Source organism: Sphingobacterium sp. WOUb80, from assembly GCF_050058145.1.
In the GTDB taxonomy this organism is placed as follows: domain Bacteria; phylum Bacteroidota; class Bacteroidia; order Sphingobacteriales; family Sphingobacteriaceae; genus Sphingobacterium.
The window spans coordinates 2,390,289-2,411,301 of sequence record NZ_CP165617.1 but is presented as its reverse complement, the minus strand read 5'-3'; the positions used below and the strand labels follow the sequence as shown (position 1 = coordinate 2,411,301).

Genomic DNA, 21,013 nt, shown 5'->3' with positions numbered 1-21,013 from the left:
CGCTGTCAAGGATGGTGTTGAACTGAAAATTTTTATTATTTACGCCACATGAAGATCAGATTTTTTCGATGGTTTTCCCGCATTGATTTATATTCGATGGCTACTATTTATTATTCGATATGTTCTGAAAAAAGTATACCCTTCGTTTTGGACGAAGGGTATCGAATTACCTATGCATTGCTGACTTCTTAAGTTATCTGTCAGAGCTGATTAGAAGACATGTACCTGGCATTGCTGATCATTTTTTAACGTAGTGTAATTTCACCAGCCCGGTTTCAAATGTCTTCGTCGTTATTAGTTTAAGTAGCTGCTCGGGTCTTCCTTCCTGGAAAAGTCTTGTTCCATCGCCCAGTAGGGTTGGTATGACAGAAATTATCAACTCGTCTATTACATCATGCTTCAGCAATTCATTGATGATCTCTGCTCCGCCGTCACAATAAATATTTTTCCCTTTTCCGGATTTTAGTTCTGAAATTAAATTGACCAGATCTCCGGAATAGAAAATCGTTCTGCCTATATGGGGCCTTGCTGTTCTTGTGATCACATATACATCCCGTTGTCCGTTGTCATAGTGGGATGCGCCAACATTTTTAAGTACATATTCATAAGTCTTTCTACCAACAATTAGGGTGTCAATCGTGTCTATAAAATCCGAATAACCGTAATCTTCTCCTTCTTTTTCAACCATGTTTAGAAAACTGAGGTCGTCATTGGGTTTTGCAATGTAACCATCTACACTCATGGCAATAAAAACTGATAATTTTCGCATTTTTTTAAATGTTTGAATTTTTCTATAAAGTTAGCTTTAGATAAGCAAAAGGCTTTGGAAAAATACGACAATATTAAATTTGTGAAGGAACCATTCCGGTATTTTTCTTTATATCATTGCTGAGGTGGGCCTGATCATAATAACCGCACTCGAAAGCAATATCCGATAAGTTCTGTTTTCCATCTGAATTTCTGATGATGCTAAGTGCATGTTGAAAACGTATAATATTAACGTATTCTTTGGGAGACATACCAATATATTTCTTAAAACCTCTTTCAAGCTGTCTTACGGTAGTAAAGTTACGTTTCGACAGCTCAAAGATACCAATCTGCCCATCCGCTGCATGTATATCATTGATGACTCTTTGTAATGGATTGGCTCTGTTTATTATTTTCTCTGAATAAAATCTGTTAAAATAATCTATTGGGTGATGAAGAACTTGATCAAGCTCAAATGAATTGGATTTTTCAAATTCAATCGTATCATTGACTAATACGTGTTGCGGTTCATATTTATAGAAATTAGCAAGAGCTCCGGGTTTGAAACATACACCCCATAAATGGGTCCCGCCTTCAATGAAGCTATCTTTGAAGGAGGTCATTGCGCCGACCACATAGGTTTTACCGAATTGGAGAGAAAGGGAACCATTGTCGGTTAAACAGTTATCTCCCATATTCATGACTATACCTGCACAGCCATCAGGGAAGACACGCTCGTATTGTCGCCCCAATTCATGGCTTCCTTTTAGTTCCCAATAAAAATCTATCAAGGGTTCCAATGCTTTATGTGGTTTCGTTTTTTTATACTCCATTTACATCAACAATTTACCATGCCAGCTGTTTCTCCGGTCGCCTTGCTTTCTGATTGAACTTATCGGCTGCAATTACCTGCAATATGAAAAAATAAAATGATATTTTTTATATAGAAATTTTTGAAAGGAGAGATTTAAGGTTATCTTATAGTTCACATGTGCCGCTCCTGTTGATTACTATTTTTAGTTTCTTTTTGGATGCATCAAGCACACTTGTAGCACCCTTAAAGCACATTTTGCTTTGTGTGTCAACAGTGCTATATCCGTGCTTTATCTGCACTATATCTCTACTGGAACCTTGTAGGTGCGATCATCCCCTCTAGGAGGGGGACCAAAAACACTATGGTTATTAATTTAAGTTAAAAAACCTTGTGTGTAAAAAACGTGTTTGCCCTCCAATTTGGGGCAGCAAATCCTCGAACCGGATGGAAATGTAAACTTCAGCAAGCAGAAGTTTTTCGAAGAGCATTTCAAATACATCACTGATTGCCGGAGAAGCCTACACGGACCGCTTTCAGGCCGATCAGACCTTGTAAGTCTTCCACCTCAAACTGCTCGATTTCGGTGTCCAATAATCCCTTGTGCTGTAATAGGTTGATGTAGCCTAGGTATTCAGTCTCTTCATGTACATTGGAATAGACGATGACCAATTTACCTTTTTGTGTGATGCGCTCTGTAGAGCCTTTGATCTTGGCTTTATCAATGCGTTTCTTGGCAATCTCGTAGCGTACATTGTAGGAGCCATCGATATCAAACTGCTTCTCGTCCATGCGAAAGCGGATGGAAATAGGCGTTGCAAAGACCAATACGAGGGAGGTCACCTCTAGCTGATGTGGTAGGGAGGGCTGGAGCTGTCTAAACTCAAGTTCCATCGCACACATAACCTGCAGTTGCCACAGCCGTAAATTACGTAGGTAGTAGAGCTCAAAATTACGACCGGGTGCGATGGAAGCGCCGATATACATATTGTGCTCGATACCGTCTGTCTTGTAGCGCTCGTAGTAATGTGGAAAGTATTCTTGAGCTTCCACCTGCTTTTCGTCGAGGATAGCCACCAGCTTTTTGTTGATTAGCGTGATGGAGTTGTCATAATCCTGCCGCGCTTCATAAAAACCACCGATAGCCTGGTTGATCCGCTCAAAATAGCGGTCGATTGCCGCATTGGCGACGTTATTTTTGTTATTTTTCCTGAAATTCTCCAGAATAGGGTGAATATCCTGGTTAAAATAATCGAGCATGAGCTGTTCGGTATCGGTCAGCAGCGCTTGCTGCAGCGTCGTCAGGTTTCTTTCCAGGTCGAAGATCTTCTGCTCAAATAGGGGTAATTGCTGCGTTTGGTTGACCGCGTTGAACAATTCGATCAAATCCTTGCTCTGATTGATCAGATCTTGCCGGATGGCCTGATTACGGGACTCGGAGGAACCCTGTACGTCGATTTGTCCATAGAGCGGATAAACATGGTCAAAGACGATTTCCTGCAGGGCATAGTCTTTCCCAAAGGCGCGGTCGTTGAGGAAATGGATGGCTTCTTCCTGAAACCGCCACTTGACACTCGGGTGGATAGCGGTATATTCCCGTTGGATCACCGCTTCGATCTGGTTTTCAGTTTCGGAAAATGCTTTCGAGACCTTATCCTTTATAAAGGGCAAGATGAAATTGAGCTTGTTGGCATTGACCGAATTAAGTTCCCGCACCTTTGATGAGGACATTTCCAGTAGACCCAGCACTTTGTCGCCTTCGATCAGGGGAACAAAAATAAAGCTCTTCACCTGTTGCTGCTTAAGCTTATTGATAAAATAAGCCTGCTTCGGATCACCCATCGGCAGCTTGTCAATATCCGGTACAACAAGGTATTCGTCCTTGGTGAGCAGGCTCTCCAAGGCCTCGCTGCAGAGCATGTTTTCACATTCCTCGATGGTAGAATCGTAAAGCAGATGACTGTACAGCTGTTTTTCGACAATGCGTAAGTTGTACTCGTTCCTGACCTTCTCAAAGGAGGTTAATCCGATCCGCAGATCATTTATTTTATAGATCGACCTGAAAATACTTTCTATTTCTGCCAGTTGCACAGCGCTCTTTTCGCGCAGCAGATTACTCTTGAAGCTGGATACCGCATTTTCAATGGTGGCATCAAAGAGTGTCATAATGGAAAAGCCTTTTAGGGTCCAGCTCTGCTCAGGAAATTTGGACTTCCAGAGGGCAATATCCGAAAAGTTGTCGACCAATTCGGTAATATCTTCGGCCGAAAGCTCGAGCGCCCGTTCTGTAGGAAGGACATCGATAAAATCGGCATTGAATAAGACGCGGTAATGATGGATGATATTATTCTTGTCTGGTATATCCAAAAAGAGCGGTGCATCCATGGCGTCCACCTTATAGCCATAATATTGACTGATAATGACGCAGCAATTGAGAATATAATAGGTATCGGGCGAGATGTCGCGCAAACTAAATTCATAGTGATCGCCGGCATCCTGTAATATTTTTTCCAGTCTTGCGGTATGGTTGAACGTATAGAGATGGAAGGGAATGCTAATGGCCTTGATCTCATTATGTGTCAGTGAACTTGGAAACAGGTCGGCCAGCAGCACCTTAATTATAGGCTCATAGTGCTGTAGGTCCTCGGCTTTTTGGACCCCATCGATAAGTTCGGGATATTTGCTGATTTCTTCCAGTAGCGATCGGGCATAGGTGGCCTGAAAGCCAACCGGCGACAAGGCCGCTGCTTCAAAGGATGGTATAATCTTATGAAAAGCGATCAGGGTTTTAAACGGACTGGAATCAAAGGCGAAATTAAACTGCATAATGGTTTTTCCCGACTAAATTAGATTATTGCTGGAAGATGTACAAAAATATAAAATAATTGGCGAAAAGAAAATCCAAAGCGGACGGATGAAAACGTCGCGCTTTGGATTTCGGGTAGTACAGTTTTATTGGATGCCGTTATTTGTATCCTCTTATTTTGTATACTGCTATTTAAACTGGATTTTTCGTATCGAACCATCATCGGATGCGACGTAGAGCATATTGTCATTATCGACTGCAATGGCATTGACACCGTTGAACTGTGCTGCTTTGCCGAGACCGTCTTTGCTGTTGTTGTTCGGGTTGTTGCCCCCGGCAATAGTAGTTACCACACCGTAGCTATTAACAACGCGGATGCTATAATTGTGGTTGTTATAGTCGTTATCACAGACGACAATATACTGGTCTGACCATAGGGCTATACCCATCGGGCTTCCGAACAATGCTGCACTGCTCTGACCATCCTGTGCAGGTTTATGGTTGTTATTATTGGCTCCGGCAAGGAGGTAAAGCCCATTTTGATCCTTTTTCCAGATGCGTTTGCCAGTGCCATCGGCAAAGTAAAAGGTGCTCACGTTTTTCATTTTTGTCATGCCCAGCATTGTGGCAGATTGCTGATAGGTAGGGTCTACATTCAACAGGTTGATATTATACAACCAGCCCATAATATTATCGCCAGCAATCCTGTTGACCACATATTGCTGATTACTGAAATTATTCGCATACAACATTGTCTCGCCATCGGCTAAAAGGGCGATCGGATTCATGCCTGTGTTTAAGCGGCGCCCTTCTAAATTGAGGTCGTTGCTACCAGCCCAAAGTTCCGTTTGCTTTGGCAGACTGGGCGTAAAGCGGAATATGCTCGGTATCACTTCCTTGCTTTTTCCTGCAACATATATTTTTCCGTCATTCCCTAGGGTAATGGCCCAGGGATCCGTGATGATAAGTGGTGCATCATTGGCATCAATTCGGCCGTCGCCATTGAGATCCTTTTCTGGTGTTCCGAGGGGCTGATAGATGACGGCATGCCCACTTGCATCGTAGGAAAGCGTGCGATAGTTGGACGGATCGGTGAAATAGAGCGTATTGTTGTTGTCAATAGCGATCCCCTGAATATTCTGGCATCCCAGCGCCTGTATGCCACTGACTGTGCTTACATTGGGCAATAAGATGGGGATAGTCGATTGGCTGCTCACCGTTTTATTATTGACGGTGACCGTCAGCAATCCCGTAGTGGCCTCTGCAGGAATGGTAACAACAAGCTTATTTTTTGAAGCTTCATTCACCAGGGCATTTTTGCCATTGAGTGTAACGAGGTTTTGCTCCGGTTTCTCGCCGAAATTTTGACCTAAGATCGTTAAGGTGCCCCCCGGTATGCATGGGGCTGCTTTGGCGAGCGCCTGATTGTTCAGCGCGAGCATACTACCATAATTGATAAAAGACGATAAGGCAAATACAGCAAATGCACTGTTGTTGCCGATGGGATTACTGAACAGTTGTACCCCATTTAGATAGACCATACTGTTGACGACCTGAACGGTAATGGTTTTGCCGCTCAATGTGGTTAGTTTCTTGTCGGCTGTTAAATCGCTCAATGAAAAGCGACCCTTGACAATATAGTCCTTGATGGAGGAACCATCCTTAAAATCGGATCCATTGGTTCCATTTGCTGCCCTTAACCGGGGTAGATTTTGATTGTCCTCGGTCGCGGATTGTGGGTTATTCCTTGCTACAGATACATCCGCAAGGACCCGGTCGCTCAGGGTAAAGACCGTAATGCCCTGATTGAGCTCTTCCTCAGTAAGCGAAGCGCTTTTAAAGTCGACGGTAAAAGATTTTAGTGAATCTATTCCAGTCAGCACATCCTCGAGTTTCGATTTGGTACTTTGTTCCGGTGGATTGTCTTTATCCTTATGACAGGCTTGGATACCCAAAATAATGAATATTCCAAAAAAAATGGTGAATCTATTCATGGTATATGTTTTAAATGTAGATCTATTGTCTGACTGGAAACAGTCGGGTTTTGATGGCTTCATGTTAAGTAGGTAATGATGACAATTAAAATTACCAGTCCTGGTAAACTGTTGAAATACCCACTTGTGGGTATTTGTGTAACTATAATATGTTCAGTGAATTGTATTGAAAAAGTAATTTTGTGGGTATTGCAAATAATGGTTAAATTTAAGAAAGTCAATATTGGCCTATGGAACGTCTTTTCAGATCAGAGAGCCTAGCCATGTATTACGATGAAGATCGTGATATTTTCATGGGTAAATGGGACAACTGCAATGTGGCGGAAAAGCTCATCGCAGGAATCAAGGAGTATAAGGGGATTTTTGAGAAAATAGTACCCGAAAAGGTCATTTGGGATCTCTCTTCCATGAGTTATACGATACCGACAGAACTACAAAACTGGATTCTTGATTTTCTAGATATACCTGCATGCAGACATGGTATAGACTATAAGGTTGCGCATATCTTAAGTCCCGATATCTATGCGAGCATCAGCGTGATGAATATGTACGTGGATGGGAAAACGACCTTCAGACCCCATTTCTTTTCGCATGAAAATACCGCGCTGGACTGGGTCAACCTAACTGCCAAAGGACCTGTTTCTGATGCAGAAATACTGCCGCCTTTACTGAAAGTAGAGTCTTTGCTTAACGAGAATAAGGGCCGGATTACACTCGATGTGGACAGCGCGGAAGTTCCGGAATATCTGCTCGATATTCTTAAAGTGATCAAAAACCGACGTTTTTTTTCGGTTGGCATTCGCAATTACATGCAGCTTACCGCAAGGGAGAAAGTGATCTTGACGCTGATCTTACAGGGAAAGCCCAATAAAAATATTGCCGATATCCTGAGCATCTCCTGTGAAACCGTAAAGACCCATCGGCGCAATCTGCTGCGAAAACTGCAGTGCAAGAACATGAATGAACTGATGCGTTTCCAAATATTTTTATAGCCCCATCGATACGAATTATAGAATGAAAAACTAGCGGTGTAATTTTGATATGAAAAGCTATTTTCTCGAGATTAAGTCCTTCAATTCATAGTTTTGTTTGGCCCACATCGCGCTTGGCCTTATCCAATCGTCCGATGCTAGATAGAGAAATCCATGCTTTAAGCCAGTGTGAAGTTCTACTTCCCTGAAATGACCAATGGGAAATTTTGAAACTTCTTTTCTTTTCACGGCAGAAACACCATAAGTGTCTGTGTTTTCGTAAATGGTTAAAATATTACCGCAAAAATTGATATCTGGAATTTCCGATAAATCACTCGGCTGAAAGCTGCCGATAAATACAAAGTTCAATTTTGAATTTGCTGCATAGGTGGACACATATTGTGCAATATATCCCCCTTTGGAAGTGTCTACTGCAGTAATATGATCTGCCGGCACACCTGTTACTATTAAGCTGTCTATTTGTGATACGACTTTTTTAGCATAATTTTTTACATCGGTTCGGGGTTTTCGGCGCCGAAAATACAAGTTTATTATTTTTTATGATCAACTAATAATAGTAATTAATCCAATAGATAGATCTTCTTTTCTTTTAAATTGAATCCAAGCTTTTTACCCAGCCAATTGATACTTGTTTTCCCTTCATAAATCAAACCTTCAACAAAAAAGACCGTTGGATTTTCTCTTTTTGCAAAAGAATTGGAGATGGATTTAATACGTCCTTTAGAATATTTTGTCTTTATCTGGGGGTTAAATTCACTGGCTCTCTCCGTTACTTCAAGTTTGGTAGGATCCAATTCCAATGTTGAGATAAACCGATCACTAAACCAAAACGAATCATCGCCAGCCCCTGAATCTAACAGAATGTTGATCCTGTACTTTTTATTCAGATATATGTAGGTCGAGATATCAAGAGATTGATCTGCATTGGTAGTCAGTTGAATTGGAATAATTTTGTCACTTTTTAGCTTTTCCTTTGGGAAAATAAGCTGTTTCTTTGTGTAGTCTATAATAAACTCGGTATCGTAAAACATTGGAAGGGAAATCAGTCCATTAATACCGGCTAATTTCATGTCGAATGTTGAAAAAGGAATATCATTAAACTCTTTACCATTGAATTTAATGGAAGAGGATCTGTAAAGAGGAATTGTCATTTTTTCACCTGTTGCACGGAATGCGGTAAGAAAATTATAGCTTTCATTTTTTTTCAGTTCTTTGGCAAAATCATCAAAAAAAAGATTGATTCCCCCGCCTGTGTCGAAGATAAAATTTCCTCTCTTTCCTTCGATTTCGGCTTCAACTAAGATATGACCGGAAGGTAATAATTGTAATGGAATGCTTTGGGCAAAGGTGATAAATGGTAGTATGATGGTTGCTATTGCGCTGAAATAGAATTGCCTAGTTAATACTATTTTAAATATGTTCATTTGCTTTTAGCTTTTAAGATGAAATGGTCAGTTTTTTCTACCAGCTTTTGCTTGAAGATGCTAAGTAAATTTTTATTTCAATATAAAGATAAATAAAGTTGCTTGAAACTTCATCATCTAAACCGTAAAACTGGACTGCTGATTTAGCGATTCAATAAAATATGATGATCTTTCAGTGTAGTATCAAATATTCGATCAGGCAAGCAGATGTGTGGTAAGAAAGGGCGGGAGAGATATTTAATTTGATTAAAAGTGAATATTCGTAATAAGGGTATCCTTCAGTTCAGCTAATCTGTCCTGGCCGCTACTATCGTTTACTAGGATGATAATAGCGGTTTTCTTTTCGGGGTAGAGGTAGCATAGTGCAGTGAAGCCACAACCATCATGCCCCGTGTGCATAAGATAGGAGAGACCATTTTCCTCCTTATCCATCATCCAACCCAATCCCATGTGCATACCATCGGGTCTCGTAAACGTAGTTTTATGACTTAGTGCGATGGCTGCATTTTTATTTTTTAGATTAGCGGATGCGTACTTGAGCATATCGCCGAGCGTTGAAAACATGGAGGGGGCTGCTCTATAACCATAGTCTGGAATAAAGGGCAAAACTTTTCCATGTTCGTCATGACCGGCGATGAGTCGCTGCTCATCCTTTGCTGAAAGTTGAGGTTTTGTATCTCTCATGCCTATTTGATTGCTTAAAAATGAAGCGATCAGATCCTTGTAGGGTTTATGGTAAACGCGTTCCAATAGGGCAATCAACAGCATCATCGCGTTTCCATTGTAGCGGAATTTTGTGCCAGGAACCGTATCGAGCACAAATTTGTGCATATCCCGGAACAGGCTGTCGGCGGTATAAATACGGTAAAACTCCCGAAATGCTTTGGGGGGCAATTTGGTGATGCTATCGAGGTATTTATCATCGTAATCTCTTGACATCGAAGGTAGGGCTGAAGTGTGGTTTGCCAGATCTACCAGTCGAACAGGATATCCCTTATACTGCAAATTCGGATAATCCCCAGGCAAATATTTTCGAATATCATCATCAAGATTTACTTTCTTTTCGATGACGGCCTGCGCAAGCATTATGCCGACGAACGTTTTTGCAATGGAACCTAAACCGAAAATGGTATTGGTACGACTCAAATTGCCCGCACCACGATGAAAATGGTATTGCTGTGCTAAATCGCCTGTTATTATTCCGATCGATAGGTCAACGGTAATCGGGGATTGTAGATAAAGCACTGCCGACCTTTGAACTAAGCTATCCAGCGAAGTTTTCAAAGGGTTGCTACTTAAAATCGAATCCTGATAAGTTTGGCCGAAACAGAATTGTATCGTGAGAATGAAAAAAACAATAACTTTTAAAGGAGTTGATTTCATATAGAGCTGACAATAATAGCATAAATATAGCCAAAGAATTTGTATTTCACATGCAGAGCGTCCTCTTCTGGCAAGAGGTTTCCTGTCACTTTTGAGGATCCCAAAACTGCTGATCATACACCCGATCAGACCAGAATATATACCGAGCGAAGCCTTGAAATTGCAAGGAGCATGTTTTAAGTCTTTTCAAGAATCAATCAATAGCCTTGCAAACGAAATTAAGATTTCTTGACTGTTCCTTATCAAGGAAATAAAACATACATACTCAGTATGCTACTGACGGGAATGCTTATGTTGTCGTAACCGTCTTTGCTACATGCTTCGGCTATGGTGGCCACAAGAGCGAGGGTACTTATCATTGTGATTTTGCTCATGTGCAGGCTTGGCTCCTGTAGATAATGTCCAATTACAATCACGGTAATAAATGCGCACACAAAGAACACGGCGGATCCCACTAGTGTTTTTCGCGCACCGAATATGCGGTAAGAACCATAAGGCCATTTTTTGCCAGATAATGCCGCTATCGGATCACATAGTGCTAACGTGAGCAACGGCAAATAATAAAAAATAGATCCTTTGTCTAACAATTTCTGAGCGAGAAAGCAAAGATAGACTGCCGCTGGATAGGCCAGGCTCCCGACGGATTTTCGGTCGATGGCATGGATAGATTTTAATAAACTGAACTTGATGGATAGCAATAAAATCAAAGCGAACAATCCGCATAGGATGAAAACAGACCAGTGACTTGTGATCAAAATCGGGAATAATAGGCAGATTATTCCCGTGCCTACATGAACGAGTTTTCGGGTAAACTCGGCTTGAACCTTAAACTGTTGATACAGTAGTTCGGCAAGCCCAAATAGCAGCAAGAAGAGGGTGCCTAAGAGGAGCATGTTCCATAAATCGTTTTTCATAGTCTTGTTTTTAAAGGTAAATTAGCCCATACATGGCTCCGCTGAATATAAAGCTGTCAAATCGATCCAATATTCCGCCATGCCCTGGAATGAGAGTACTATAATCTTTAATTTGACAGCTTCGTTTGTACCATGAAGCCAATAGATCTCCCAGCAATGCTGAAAAGCAAATAAAAAGGGTAGTCATTAAAGTTTGTGCGATGGACATGCCGATGGATGGAAAGAGGAAAAGGCTGGTACTGCTGGCAATGACCAAAGCGCCAACTAACCCCGCCGTAGTTTTATTTGGACTAATCGATGGTATCAGTTTTCTTTTGCCAAATAATTGACCGCAAAGTTGGCTGAATCCATCAAAAATCACGACGGTAAAATAGAGTAAGAAAACCTTTTCTGTCGATGCCCTGTGCCCGAAGTCTATAAACGCAGCGATAAGAGCGAGGTAAACGACCAGTACCGGTGAAAAGAGTAACAGCGACCGCTTTGAAAGTAGATGGGCCTTGACAATTTCGTAAAGACCAACTATTCCAATGCAAATAGCCAAAAGTCTGATATAGTCAGTATAAATGGAAAAAAAGACAAGGATCAAAATCAGGAAGTAAAAAAACAGTTTTAACCAGCGCTCCCTGGCTTGTGCAACTTGACAATTCTTGTTGAGATAGCCTGTGACCAACGCGCCAATGCCAAAAAATAACAACAATATATTCGCTATCAATACATACATAATCAAGCCCTTTTTTGTAATTGGATAAGGAATATACTTTTCAGATTGGATTGCAGCTTCGGAAGGATAATCACGAGAGCCAATTCTTCCAGATAAGCCAAATAACTTACGGTTAACATCAGGTGGAAATAAAAGACGTTAAATCCAAATACGAAATAACTAAAGATAAATATGCCCTGAAGATAGCCCGTTAATTTATAGGACCACAAATGGAAGCTGGGAAAACGTTTAAATCGGATAAGCGCGTAGATCTGGGGAACAATCCACAGGACAAGAAGCAGGATAAATTCGATTTTATAGGCCATTACAAAACCTTTCTCCAATGTTATCATGCCTATGAATGCCATCAGGTATGTGCCGATATCCGCGACCGAATCTAATTTGGCGCCAAATTCGGTCTGAAGGTTAAATAGCCTGGCAATTAGTCCATCGAGGATATCGCTAATCAGGTTGATGGATAATAAGAGGATAAAGAGATCCTTGTCTGCCGTCAACAACGCATAGCTGATAAAGGGCAATGCCAGTATACGGTAGGCAGAAAGTGCATTGGGCACATTCCATCTGTTTTCTTTTTTAGTTTCCATTTTATAGTGATTTTTTTCTGCCAAATTTTTGATGTGCCTGTGTAAACTGACCTGCCGAAAGGGCTGCGGCTATAGATATTTCTCCTGCGAGTACAAGAGCTGCGGCGATTTCGGCATATTTTATGGCATTCCCTTCGCCGTAGCAGTCCATCATTTCCAGGCACTCTCTTTGGGTCGGGAGCTTTGTTCCACCGCCGACAGTGCCGACAATAAGATTGGGCAAGGTCACGGCAGCATAGAGTGAACCGTCTTTATTCAGCTCCATTCGCGTGATACCTGTTGCCGCTTCGGCCACACAGGCGACATCTTGGCCCGTTGCTAAAAACAAGGCGGCCAATCCATTGGCATAATGGCCCTGTGCACCTATAGCTCCGCTTTGAATAACACCCATGGTGGATGTCCGCCAATAGCGATCCATCCGCTCGGCCGAGGTTTTAAGGACTTCGGACAGGATGTTGGCCGGTAGTGTTATTTCGGCAGTTACCTTTTTACCCCTGACATGATTGAAAGCCGCGGCGCTCGCTTTTTTGTCTCCCGAGCTGTTTCCCTCAATAAACCAGTGACTGGGCTTTATGGGGCAAGAGGCAATTATAAATTGGCAGATGGCCTCCGTGCAGATGGTAACCATATTCTGGCCAGCAGCATCCGCAGTGAAATATTCAAAGGATATGGTTAAATGATTGCCTTCGATCTGTATGCGCGTATCGGTTAACTTGGCAAACCGGCTTGTGCGTTTTACGATTTCCTGGAAGTTTTCTTTCTCTGCGAGGAACCAGGAAACGAAAAGACTGAGATCCTTGATGTTCTCAAATTTGAATACTGGGCTTCTTTGGATCCCTTCTTGCAGACAGATCGATGTAATGCCCCCGGCCAGTAAACAGGCTCGGGATCCGCGGTGATAGGATGCAACCAATGCACCTTCAGTTGTCGCAAGCGGAATATGATAATTTCCATTGGCCGAAGTTCCATGAACCTGAAGGGGGCCGATGACGCCTGTAGGGATTTGACTCATACCGATGAAATTTTCGATGTTGCCTTGGAAGAACGCTGGTTCTAGTCGGGTGTCAGTTAGGATCGGGAATTGCTTGCCTGTTGCGCTTTCGAGGTACCTTGATAATGCTGCGGTCCCCTCATGACTGATTTCTCGAAAAAATGGCAAAGCCTTTGGCGTTTCACTTGAGCTGGCTAAGCCCTCTTGTTTATTAAATACGATTTTCATAGCTGGCTTTTATAAAATTATATCGATTGTCTTCCAAAGTTATTGTGATAATCGCAGTTAAAATTGTGGTAAACAATAATATAATTTTTTATTTTTGTGATTATCGCAAAAAAAATAACGGGCTTATGTATCAGGAGAAATTGATTCAGGAAATACAGCGGAAAATCGATCCCTCGAAATCTCTTATCGAGGTAATTGCAGATGCTCTTGATATTAGTTATGATGCGGCGCACCGCAGAATTTCAATGAAAAGCAAATTTTCAATAGGGGAGACGGTGCAGCTTGCAAATCGCTTTTCACTTTCTTTGGATAAGCTATTTCAGCAAAGTGACCACATCTTAGTGAAAAAAACAGCAGAAATTCAGTCCTTTAATGATCTGTCAAATTACCTGGAGCACTCGTTTAAATCGTTAACGGAGTTTGAGCCCAATCTGCAGACTTACCTGTATTACTCGGCCAAGGATATCCCGATCTTTTATACCATCAATACAGGACTATTGTCCGTATTCAAAAAATATGTATGGCTCAATTTATTAGGCTCGGACGGTTTGGAGGTATCTTTTGAATCTTTTTTAGCGAAAACACCCATCGATAGTAGGGGCCAAAAGCTTCACGATTATTATTCGTCCATTCGGGTGAAAGAGATCTGGAACGATACCACCATTAACAGTACGCTCCAGCAGATCATCTATTTTTCTCAGGCCGGTTTACTGACTGCCGAAAACGGAAAGATGCTCTGTGAGCAGCTTAAAGAACTGCTGTTTTCGCTGGAGAAAAGTTGTGTGCCAAACAACGACCAATATCAGCTATACTATCATGAGTTATTGATCTTAAATAATAATGTCCTTGTTGGAAATAACGACCGGAGGTCGCTATTCGTTCCGCATACGATGCTGGGTTATTTTATTACCAATGATAAAGACAGCTGTCGACACGCCTTCAATTTCTATTATCATCAGCTCAAAAATTCTCGGTTGTTAAATACCGCCGGAACGCGGGACAAGAAAATGTTTTTTAACAAGGCTTACCAAAAGATCGACCGCTATAAAGCACAGGTAAGTGTGGATCATGAAATGTAAAGTGGTTGAATGAATACCGACGACAATATGGCTCCGGTAAGCACTTTCACTTCAGCTTCCCATGGGCAACTATAAAAAAAAGACTACAAGATCAATATTCGGATAAAACTTGCTGGACTATGGACAACTGTGATGTTTTGCTACATATATGGCGACTATTTTGAACTATATGTGCCCCAAAAAGTTGAAGAGCTCTTTAAGGGAGAAAACATGTTGGTGGCTCAATATTGCGGTAGGAATATTTTTCACGTTATTTACCTTACTGGTAGGGATTTCTTCGATGACTGCCTGGAGAACGTTCTATGTATTTTTAAGATGCCCGTAATCGTTAGCGGGCTAATCTTTAATCTACGCCCTTGGTACGCATGGGGATCTTATAGATGGCTGTTGAAGCGGTGATAAATAAAACCGTACGATCTTTACCCCCAAAACAGACATTGGATGTCCATGGTTCATTTACTTCAATATGGCCGATCAGCAGGCCTGTTGGACTATAAATAAAAACGCCTTTCCCTGTCAGGTAAATATTTCCTTGATGGTCCAAAGTCATTCCATCGGATCCCTGATCGATAAGCGCTGTCTGTCCGCTGAGTTTACCGTCGGATTCAATGCTGTACCTGTACGTTTTATTCCTTTCGATATCGGCAACATACAGGTATCTTCCATCCGCCGATCCTACAATGCCGTTCGGTTTGGTGACATCATCGGCTACTACGATCGGTTTTTTTCCTTTTCCTGGTGGGAGGTAGTATACTTTCTGCCCTGCGATCTCTGGCTTTTTCCTCGTCCAATAATCGCGCAGATAAAAGGGGTCTGTAAAGTAGATGCCGCCTTTCTTGTCTACCCAAAGATCATTTGGACCATTCAGTTTTTTCCCATCAACTGCTGAGAGCAGGACGGTAACCTGGCCATCTTTACTGATTGACCATATCTCGTTTTTTTCGTCGGCACAGGCGAGGAGCTGACCCTGATGGTTAAAGTACAGCCCATTTGCACGGCCTGCAGCATCTTTAAAAAGCGAAAGTTGCCCTTTGGTGCTATATTTCCAGATTTTGTTATTGGGCTGGTCGGTAAAATAGATGTCTCCGGACTTATCCACCGCAGGTCCTTCGGTAAAGGCAAACTGCCGGGCTATTAATTTCAGGCTATCCTGATGAAACAATTGTGCACTGAGGTCTAAACCCATTAAGGAGAAGAGTAGGGACAGTAGGAGTGTAGGCCAATGTCTACGGGAAGAAGCTGAATGGAACATATCAACTAATTTATCAATTTTCGGATAATAAATAATCTTCTCGGACGGATTAAGTTTGGATAAAGCTTGGGGGAAAGGGGCTAAAACAAGAAAAGCCCATCGTTAGATGAGCTTTCTTGTACCTAGGGCGGGAATCGAACCCGCACTCCCTTAACGGGAACAGGATTTTAAGTCCTGCGTGTCTACCAGTTCCACCACCTAGGCAGGTGAGCGAAAAACGAGATTCGAACTCGCGACCCCAACCTTGGCAAGGTTGTGCTCTACCAGCTGAGCTATTTTCGCATTGGAATTATTATTTTTTCAATCTGTCAGAACCTAGCGTTCTTCCTTTTCGGTGGTGCCAGCTGGATTCGAACCAGCGACACAAGGATTTTCAGTCCTTTGCTCTACCAACTGAGCTATGGCACCTTTTCAATTCAGCTGTTTGCCTTATTGATGATGCAAATATAGACCGATTATTTGAATTACGAAAGCTAAAAGCGCTTTTTTTTGCGTTTAAACGCCAACCTGCTGATTTTTAAGGAAAAAAAATAAGGGGCTATTCGTGTAGAATAGCCCCTTTATAGGATATTGGTGGAATTGATTATGATAATTTACCAACTTCTAATACCAAGTCAACGATTTTGTTTGAATATCCCCATTCGTTGTCATACCAAGATACAACTTTAACGAAGTTATCATTCAATGAAATTCCTGCTTTTGCATCAAAGATTGATGTACGTGCATCACCTAAGAAATCTGAAGAAACAACTTCGTCTTCTGTATAACCTAAGATACCTTTCAATTCGCCTTCAGAAGCTTCTTTCATCGCAGTTTTGATTTCTTCGTATGAAGCACCTTTGTTCAAACGTACTGTTAAGTCAACAACTGAAACGTCTGCTGTAGGAACGCGCAATGACATACCTGTCAATTTACCTTTCAATTCTGGAAGAACCAAACCTACCGCTTTAGCAGCACCTGTAGATGAAGGGATGATGTTTTGGTATGCACCACGACCACCTCTCCAGTCTTTTACTGAAGGACCGTCTACAGTTTTTTGCGTTGCTGTAACCGCGTGTACTGTTGTCATCAAACCTTCAACGATACCAAATTTATCGTTTAATACTTTAGCGATAGGCGCTAAACAGTTTGTTGTACATGAAGCGTTTGAAACGATGTGTTGATCAGCTTTCAATTCTTTGTGGTTTACACCCATTACGAAAGTAGGAGTGTCATCTTTCGCTGGAGCAGACATCACCACTTTTTTAGCACCTGCATCGATGTGTTTTTGAGCCAACTCTTGTGTCAAGAAGAAACCTGTAGATTCGATGATTACTTCAGCACCTACTTCATTCCATTTCAAGTTTGCCGGATCTTTCTCAGCTGTGACACGGATAGTTTTTCCGTTAACAACCAAGTTACCGTCTTTTACTTCTACAGAACCGTCAAATTTACCATGTGTTGAATCATATTTCAACATATAAGCCATATAATCTGGTTCAACTAAGTCATTGATACCAACAATTTCAATTTCTGGACGATTGATAGCCGCTCTGAATGCTAAACGACCAATACGGCCAAATCCGTTAATTCCAATTTTCATATTCTTAATTTTTATTGATATAATATTTAATTAAATTGTGTATCGGTTCCTTTACAACGGTACCAATACTGATATTAAATTCCTCTGTAGCAACTTCCCGAAGTAAGTGCTCATAATTAAACGCTACTGAACCCGTAAAGTTTACATCACTGTCCGGATATTCTTTCATTAAAGGCTTGATGTAGGTTTTGATAAACGTGCGAAGCCCATTTTTAACCAATTGACTGATGAATAGATGATCCTTATTTTCGAGGACAAAGTCGGTAAATGAATTCAGAAAATTTGTCGGCTGTGGGGCAATATACACCCTTTCCAGAATGGTTTTCTTATCGATGTTAAATTCTCTTTCCAGTTTGTCCCGCAGATCAACAGGTAAGGTATCTGTCATGTAATGTTTGAGCAGTTGCTGGCTATTCCAGTTTGTCGCCCCCTCATCGGCCAGAATATAACCTAGACCATAGTTGTTGTCAATGATTTTTTTCCCTGTATAATAAGCTGCATTTGATCCACTGCCAATGATGCCAATAATTCCTCTTTCGTCGCCGAAAGTCGAAATTGCCGAAGCAATGACATCATGATCAACCCGTACACGCGCATTGACGAAAAAACGTTCCAGGACGTTTTTTATTTTATCCTTACGTTCCTTCGACGATGATCCGGCACCAAAAAAATAGATCCGTCTGATTTTTTCGGCATTGTTGATCAGATTGGTGTTTTTATGCAGATGCTGTAGTATGGAGCGCTCATCTTGAAGATAAGGATTGATCCCGTTCATGCGGAACCCCGTCGTGATCCGACCCTTGTCAGCCAATCTCCAGTCTGAAAATCGAGACCCACTATATACTACTGCTATCATGTCTGTTCAAATTATGATTATAAAATCTCAGCCATTTCCAATAAATCAGGGCTAAGTTTAATTTCCTTATTGCTGATTGCTTCTTCAATTGGAGTTGTCTTGATTTCATTACCACGGAGCCCAACCGTAACTCGTGTGTTTCCGGCCAATAATTCATTGACAGCAGCAAAGCCCAATCTACTCGCAAGCACGCGATCGAAACTCGTTGGAGAACCACCCCGTTGCAAATGTCCTAATATACTAACTTTCGTGTCGTAATGATCAAACTTTTCTTTTACTTTTTTTGCGACATAATAAGCGCCACCGTTTTGGTCGCCCTCTGCAACAATAACTATAGACGACGATTTCTTTTTGATGGCCCCGTCTTCTAAATGACGGATTAGATCGTCAATGGCTGTTTCTTTCTCTGGAAGTAAGATTGCTTCGGCTCCGCCAGCAATACCGGCATTTAAAGCGATACAACCTGAATCGCGGCCCATCACTTCAACAAAGAAAAGACGTTCATGTGACGCCGCAGTATCTCTGATTTTATCAATCGCTTCGATAACCGTGTTGTTGGCCGTATCGTAACCTATGGTATAATCTGAGCCGTAAAGATCGTTGTCTATCGTACCTGGTATACCTATAATAGGTATTTCAAATTCTTTGGAGAAGAAGTTAGCACCTGTAAAGGTACCATCACCACCAATGACCACCAAAGCATCTACTCCGGCAGCGACTAGGTTGTCATATCCCTTTTGACGGCCTTCCGGCGTCTTGAATTCCATGCAACGTGCTGTTTTTAATATCGTACCACCACGTTGTATAATATTGCTGACCGAACGCGTATCCATTTCTATGAAATTTGCATCGATCAGACCTTGGTATCCTTGATAAATACCCGTTACTTGCAATCCTTTATGTAATGCTGTTCGAACAACAGCACGAATACAGGCATTCATACCAGGAGCATCACCTCCCGACGTCAATACACCTATTTTTTTAATTTCTTTTATCACACGCTATATTTTAGGTTTTACGAATATAAGATTTTTATAGTGTATATTCTACACTTTGAATAAATTTTTCAATATTTTTTTGCGCATCACGTTTAGGAAGCGTATAATTGTTACAGATAACCCGATGATTAGTAACCGCTAAATTTAGCTCAGTATATTGCACATAAATAAATTTAGAAGTTTTGTATAGTAATTTTACCGTTGACTGTGTCATATTAGGCTTTCACGAAGGAGAATTAAAAGTTCTTTTGGCCGAAAGAAATGAATATCCTTTTAAGGATTGGTGGGCATTGCCAGGTTTTTTCGTGGATAATGACGAAGAGATGGAAGATGCCGTAAAACGAATTTTGTATGAGAATACAGGTTTGAAAGATGTATTTATGGATCAACTGCATTCCTTTGCCGGATTAAAACGGCATCCAAAGGGGCGCATTCTGACGGTGGCTTATTATGCCCTCGTGCAGCTGGATAATACCAAATTGAAAACCAAACCTGTTACAAACTATATGAAACAGGCGAAATGGTTCCCCGTTCGGAATGTACCTGAACTAGCATTTGACCATAAGCAGATTCTGGACCTCTGTCTGGAGCGGTTGCAGCGGCGCCTTGCGTATAAGCCGATTGCTTTCGAGCTGCTACCCGAAAAATTTACGCTCACCCAGCTACAGCTGGTGTATGAGGGGATCTTGAATAAACCACTCGATAAACGCAATTTTAGAAAGAAAATGCAGAATTATGGCTTTCTAAAAGAACTCGACGAAGTTCAGACGGGAGTTGCCTATCGTGCAGCAAGGCTCTATAAACTGGATAAACGAAAGTTTTTAAAACATTTCCAGAACACGGTCGCATTCTAACAGATCTGTTCGTATAATAAAAGGCAAACTTGATAGTTTGCCTTTTTTGTTGTCAGGTTAATATCAAAATTATTACAATTTCAAAATTTATTTTGCCCAACATGTTACTTTTTATATTTTTGAACAATTTTTGATAAAAGTCAGAAAGTAGAAAGGAGTTTTTTGAAGAATGGAAGATAGAAAAGATCAAATCATTCATGCGGCGATAAGACGCTTTATGCATTACGGTTTTAGTAAGACTACGATGAATGAAATTGCGGAGGATATAAAAATTACCAAAGCGAATTTGTATTACTATTATTCGGAAAAGAATGCACTTATACGGGATGTGATTGTGCGTTTGACGGATGAATATAGGGAAGAGGAGGAGAAGATGGTGGCTGTGCATGTGGGCACCACCTACGAGCTGATTATGAAAATTCTGGAACTGCGCGATGCATTTGTTCGGAAATACTATATGTTGCACATGAACGAAAATCTGGAATGGATCAAGGGACTTTCCATGCAGGATTTTTTTCAATGCCTCCACAATCGTGATGTACAGGCGCTTTATGAAATTCTACAGGTAGGCGCGCAAAAGGGAGAGTTGAATGAAGAGCATCTTTACGAAACTGCGGAGATTTATGTGGAACTGATGAAGAGTCTGTCCTTGATGTGCAATATCTCCGATATCATTTCGGGGATTCCAAATCAGGATCGTTTTGATGAAGTATTGCAGAAACAAAAGTTGGCTACCAAGCTGTTTTTTAATGGTATAAATAAAAAGTAGATATAAAATTAGGATAAATAAATTAGGA

The 21,013-nt window shown here is 41.3% G+C and carries 19 protein-coding genes and 3 tRNA genes; 4 read left to right on the top strand and 18 right to left on the bottom strand.

Annotated features, from left to right (window positions below; genetic code table 11):
• Positions 1-238: 238 nt before the first annotated feature.
• The 4 genes from AB1Z56_RS10135 to AB1Z56_RS10120 all read right to left on the bottom strand — a co-directional run bounded on the left by AB1Z56_RS10135 (position 239) and on the right by AB1Z56_RS10120 (position 6,358).
• Positions 239-769 carry a dihydrofolate reductase family protein gene (locus AB1Z56_RS10135; RefSeq protein ID WP_309363966.1) on the bottom strand — a complete coding sequence of 177 codons (531 nt, stop codon included), beginning with the start codon at positions 767-769 and terminating at the stop codon, positions 239-241.
• Between the two features lie 73 nt (positions 770-842).
• The gene (locus AB1Z56_RS10130) at positions 843-1,580 is read right to left on the bottom strand and encodes a helix-turn-helix transcriptional regulator (RefSeq protein ID WP_309363968.1); all 738 of its coding nucleotides are present in this window, start codon (positions 1,578-1,580) and stop codon (positions 843-845) included.
• A 479-nt stretch (positions 1,581-2,059) separates the two neighbouring features.
• Positions 2,060-4,384, bottom strand: a complete 2,325-nt coding sequence (locus AB1Z56_RS10125; RefSeq protein ID WP_426791951.1) for a GAF domain-containing protein — start codon at positions 4,382-4,384, stop codon at positions 2,060-2,062.
• A gap of 168 nt (positions 4,385-4,552) precedes the next feature.
• Positions 4,553-6,358, bottom strand: coding sequence for an IPT/TIG domain-containing protein (locus tag AB1Z56_RS10120; RefSeq protein WP_309363973.1), 1,806 nt, complete (start codon positions 6,356-6,358; stop codon positions 4,553-4,555).
• Positions 6,359-6,588: 230 nt separating this feature from the next.
• Here AB1Z56_RS10120 and AB1Z56_RS10115 point away from each other — a divergent pair, with 230 nt between their 5' ends.
• Positions 6,589-7,350, top strand: a complete 762-nt coding sequence (locus AB1Z56_RS10115; RefSeq protein ID WP_309363975.1) for a helix-turn-helix transcriptional regulator — start codon at positions 6,589-6,591, stop codon at positions 7,348-7,350.
• 57 nt (positions 7,351-7,407) lie between these two features.
• On the opposite strand, the gene AB1Z56_RS10110 is transcribed toward AB1Z56_RS10115, so the two are convergent.
• The 7 genes from AB1Z56_RS10110 to AB1Z56_RS10080 form a co-directional block, all read right to left on the bottom strand.
• Positions 7,408-7,785, bottom strand: coding sequence for a hypothetical protein (locus AB1Z56_RS10110; protein ID WP_426791950.1), 378 nt, complete (start codon positions 7,783-7,785; stop codon positions 7,408-7,410).
• A gap of 125 nt (positions 7,786-7,910) precedes the next feature.
• A complete protein-coding gene (locus AB1Z56_RS10105; protein ID WP_426791949.1) occupies positions 7,911-8,774 on the bottom strand; it encodes a retropepsin-like aspartic protease in 864 nt (287 codons plus the stop codon).
• 246 nt (positions 8,775-9,020) lie between these two features.
• Positions 9,021-10,058, bottom strand: coding sequence for a serine hydrolase domain-containing protein (locus AB1Z56_RS10100; RefSeq protein WP_426791948.1), 1,038 nt, complete (start codon positions 10,056-10,058; stop codon positions 9,021-9,023).
• Positions 10,059-10,399: 341 nt separating this feature from the next.
• Positions 10,400-11,071 carry a diacylglycerol/polyprenol kinase family protein gene (locus AB1Z56_RS10095; protein ID WP_426791947.1) on the bottom strand — a complete coding sequence of 224 codons (672 nt, stop codon included), beginning with the start codon at positions 11,069-11,071 and terminating at the stop codon, positions 10,400-10,402.
• 10 nt (positions 11,072-11,081) lie between these two features.
• The gene (locus AB1Z56_RS10090; RefSeq protein WP_426791946.1) at positions 11,082-11,792 is read right to left on the bottom strand and encodes a phosphatidate cytidylyltransferase; all 711 of its coding nucleotides are present in this window, start codon (positions 11,790-11,792) and stop codon (positions 11,082-11,084) included.
• Positions 11,793-11,794: 2 nt separating this feature from the next.
• A complete protein-coding gene (locus tag AB1Z56_RS10085; protein WP_309363987.1) occupies positions 11,795-12,376 on the bottom strand; it encodes a CDP-alcohol phosphatidyltransferase family protein in 582 nt (193 codons plus the stop codon).
• A gap of 1 nt (position 12,377) precedes the next feature.
• On the bottom strand, positions 12,378-13,595 hold the full coding sequence (locus tag AB1Z56_RS10080; protein WP_426791945.1) for a hydroxymethylglutaryl-CoA reductase: 1,218 nt from the start codon (positions 13,593-13,595) through the stop codon (positions 12,378-12,380).
• 125 nt (positions 13,596-13,720) lie between these two features.
• Here AB1Z56_RS10080 and AB1Z56_RS10075 point away from each other — a divergent pair, with 125 nt between their 5' ends.
• Positions 13,721-14,674 carry a hypothetical protein gene (locus AB1Z56_RS10075; protein WP_426791944.1) on the top strand — a complete coding sequence of 318 codons (954 nt, stop codon included), beginning with the start codon at positions 13,721-13,723 and terminating at the stop codon, positions 14,672-14,674.
• A 343-nt stretch (positions 14,675-15,017) separates the two neighbouring features.
• Here AB1Z56_RS10075 and AB1Z56_RS10070 read toward each other — a convergent pair whose 3' ends face one another.
• From AB1Z56_RS10070 to pfkA, 7 genes are all read right to left on the bottom strand, one after another.
• Positions 15,018-15,926, bottom strand: coding sequence for an SMP-30/gluconolactonase/LRE family protein (locus AB1Z56_RS10070; RefSeq protein WP_426791943.1), 909 nt, complete (start codon positions 15,924-15,926; stop codon positions 15,018-15,020).
• Positions 15,927-16,045: 119 nt separating this feature from the next.
• A tRNA-Leu gene (locus tag AB1Z56_RS10065) sits at positions 16,046-16,130 on the bottom strand.
• Between the two features lie 5 nt (positions 16,131-16,135).
• Positions 16,136-16,208: transfer RNA gene (locus tag AB1Z56_RS10060), tRNA-Gly, on the bottom strand.
• Positions 16,209-16,261: 53 nt separating this feature from the next.
• Positions 16,262-16,334 (bottom strand) — tRNA-Phe (locus AB1Z56_RS10055).
• Between the two features lie 175 nt (positions 16,335-16,509).
• A complete protein-coding gene (gene gap, locus AB1Z56_RS10050) occupies positions 16,510-17,508 on the bottom strand; it encodes a type I glyceraldehyde-3-phosphate dehydrogenase (RefSeq protein ID WP_070561154.1) in 999 nt (332 codons plus the stop codon).
• Between the two features lie 4 nt (positions 17,509-17,512).
• The gene (locus AB1Z56_RS10045) at positions 17,513-18,364 is read right to left on the bottom strand and encodes a hypothetical protein (RefSeq protein WP_309367090.1); all 852 of its coding nucleotides are present in this window, start codon (positions 18,362-18,364) and stop codon (positions 17,513-17,515) included.
• A 17-nt stretch (positions 18,365-18,381) separates the two neighbouring features.
• Entirely contained in the window at positions 18,382-19,359 is a 978-nt protein-coding gene (gene pfkA / locus AB1Z56_RS10040; RefSeq protein WP_408733562.1) for a 6-phosphofructokinase, read from the bottom strand.
• A gap of 185 nt (positions 19,360-19,544) precedes the next feature.
• On the opposite strand from pfkA, the gene AB1Z56_RS10035 reads away from it, so the two are divergent.
• Together AB1Z56_RS10035 and AB1Z56_RS10030 are read left to right on the top strand one after the other, a co-directional pair.
• A complete protein-coding gene (locus AB1Z56_RS10035) occupies positions 19,545-20,216 on the top strand; it encodes an NUDIX hydrolase (RefSeq protein ID WP_075992906.1) in 672 nt (223 codons plus the stop codon).
• A gap of 169 nt (positions 20,217-20,385) precedes the next feature.
• Positions 20,386-20,985 (top strand): TetR/AcrR family transcriptional regulator, encoded by a 600-nt coding sequence (locus tag AB1Z56_RS10030; protein ID WP_153844738.1) that lies wholly within the window; start codon positions 20,386-20,388, stop codon positions 20,983-20,985.
• Positions 20,986-21,013: the final 28 nt, after the last annotated feature.

Coding starts and splice junctions, on each gene's coding strand:
- AB1Z56_RS10135 (WP_309363966.1), bottom strand. CDS start 769: ATGCGAAAATTATCAGTTTTTATTGCCATGAGTGTAGATGGTTACATT.
- AB1Z56_RS10130 (WP_309363968.1), bottom strand. CDS start 1,580: ATGGAGTATAAAAAAACGAAACCACATAAAGCATTGGAACCCTTGATA.
- AB1Z56_RS10125 (WP_426791951.1), bottom strand. CDS start 4,384: ATGCAGTTTAATTTCGCCTTTGATTCCAGTCCGTTTAAAACCCTGATC.
- AB1Z56_RS10120 (WP_309363973.1), bottom strand. CDS start 6,358: ATGAATAGATTCACCATTTTTTTTGGAATATTCATTATTTTGGGTATC.
- AB1Z56_RS10115 (WP_309363975.1), top strand. CDS start 6,589: ATGGAACGTCTTTTCAGATCAGAGAGCCTAGCCATGTATTACGATGAA.
- AB1Z56_RS10105 (WP_426791949.1), bottom strand. CDS start 8,774: ATGAACATATTTAAAATAGTATTAACTAGGCAATTCTATTTCAGCGCA.
- AB1Z56_RS10095 (WP_426791947.1), bottom strand. CDS start 11,071: ATGAAAAACGATTTATGGAACATGCTCCTCTTAGGCACCCTCTTCTTG.
- AB1Z56_RS10090 (WP_426791946.1), bottom strand. CDS start 11,792: ATGTATGTATTGATAGCGAATATATTGTTGTTATTTTTTGGCATTGGC.
- AB1Z56_RS10085 (WP_309363987.1), bottom strand. CDS start 12,376: ATGGAAACTAAAAAAGAAAACAGATGGAATGTGCCCAATGCACTTTCT.
- AB1Z56_RS10080 (WP_426791945.1), bottom strand. CDS start 13,595: ATGAAAATCGTATTTAATAAACAAGAGGGCTTAGCCAGCTCAAGTGAA.
- AB1Z56_RS10075 (WP_426791944.1), top strand. CDS start 13,721: ATGTATCAGGAGAAATTGATTCAGGAAATACAGCGGAAAATCGATCCC.
- AB1Z56_RS10070 (WP_426791943.1), bottom strand. CDS start 15,926: ATGTTCCATTCAGCTTCTTCCCGTAGACATTGGCCTACACTCCTACTG.
- gap (WP_070561154.1), bottom strand. CDS start 17,508: ATGAAAATTGGAATTAACGGATTTGGCCGTATTGGTCGTTTAGCATTC.
- AB1Z56_RS10045 (WP_309367090.1), bottom strand. CDS start 18,364: ATGATAGCAGTAGTATATAGTGGGTCTCGATTTTCAGACTGGAGATTG.
- AB1Z56_RS10030 (WP_153844738.1), top strand. CDS start 20,386: ATGGAAGATAGAAAAGATCAAATCATTCATGCGGCGATAAGACGCTTT.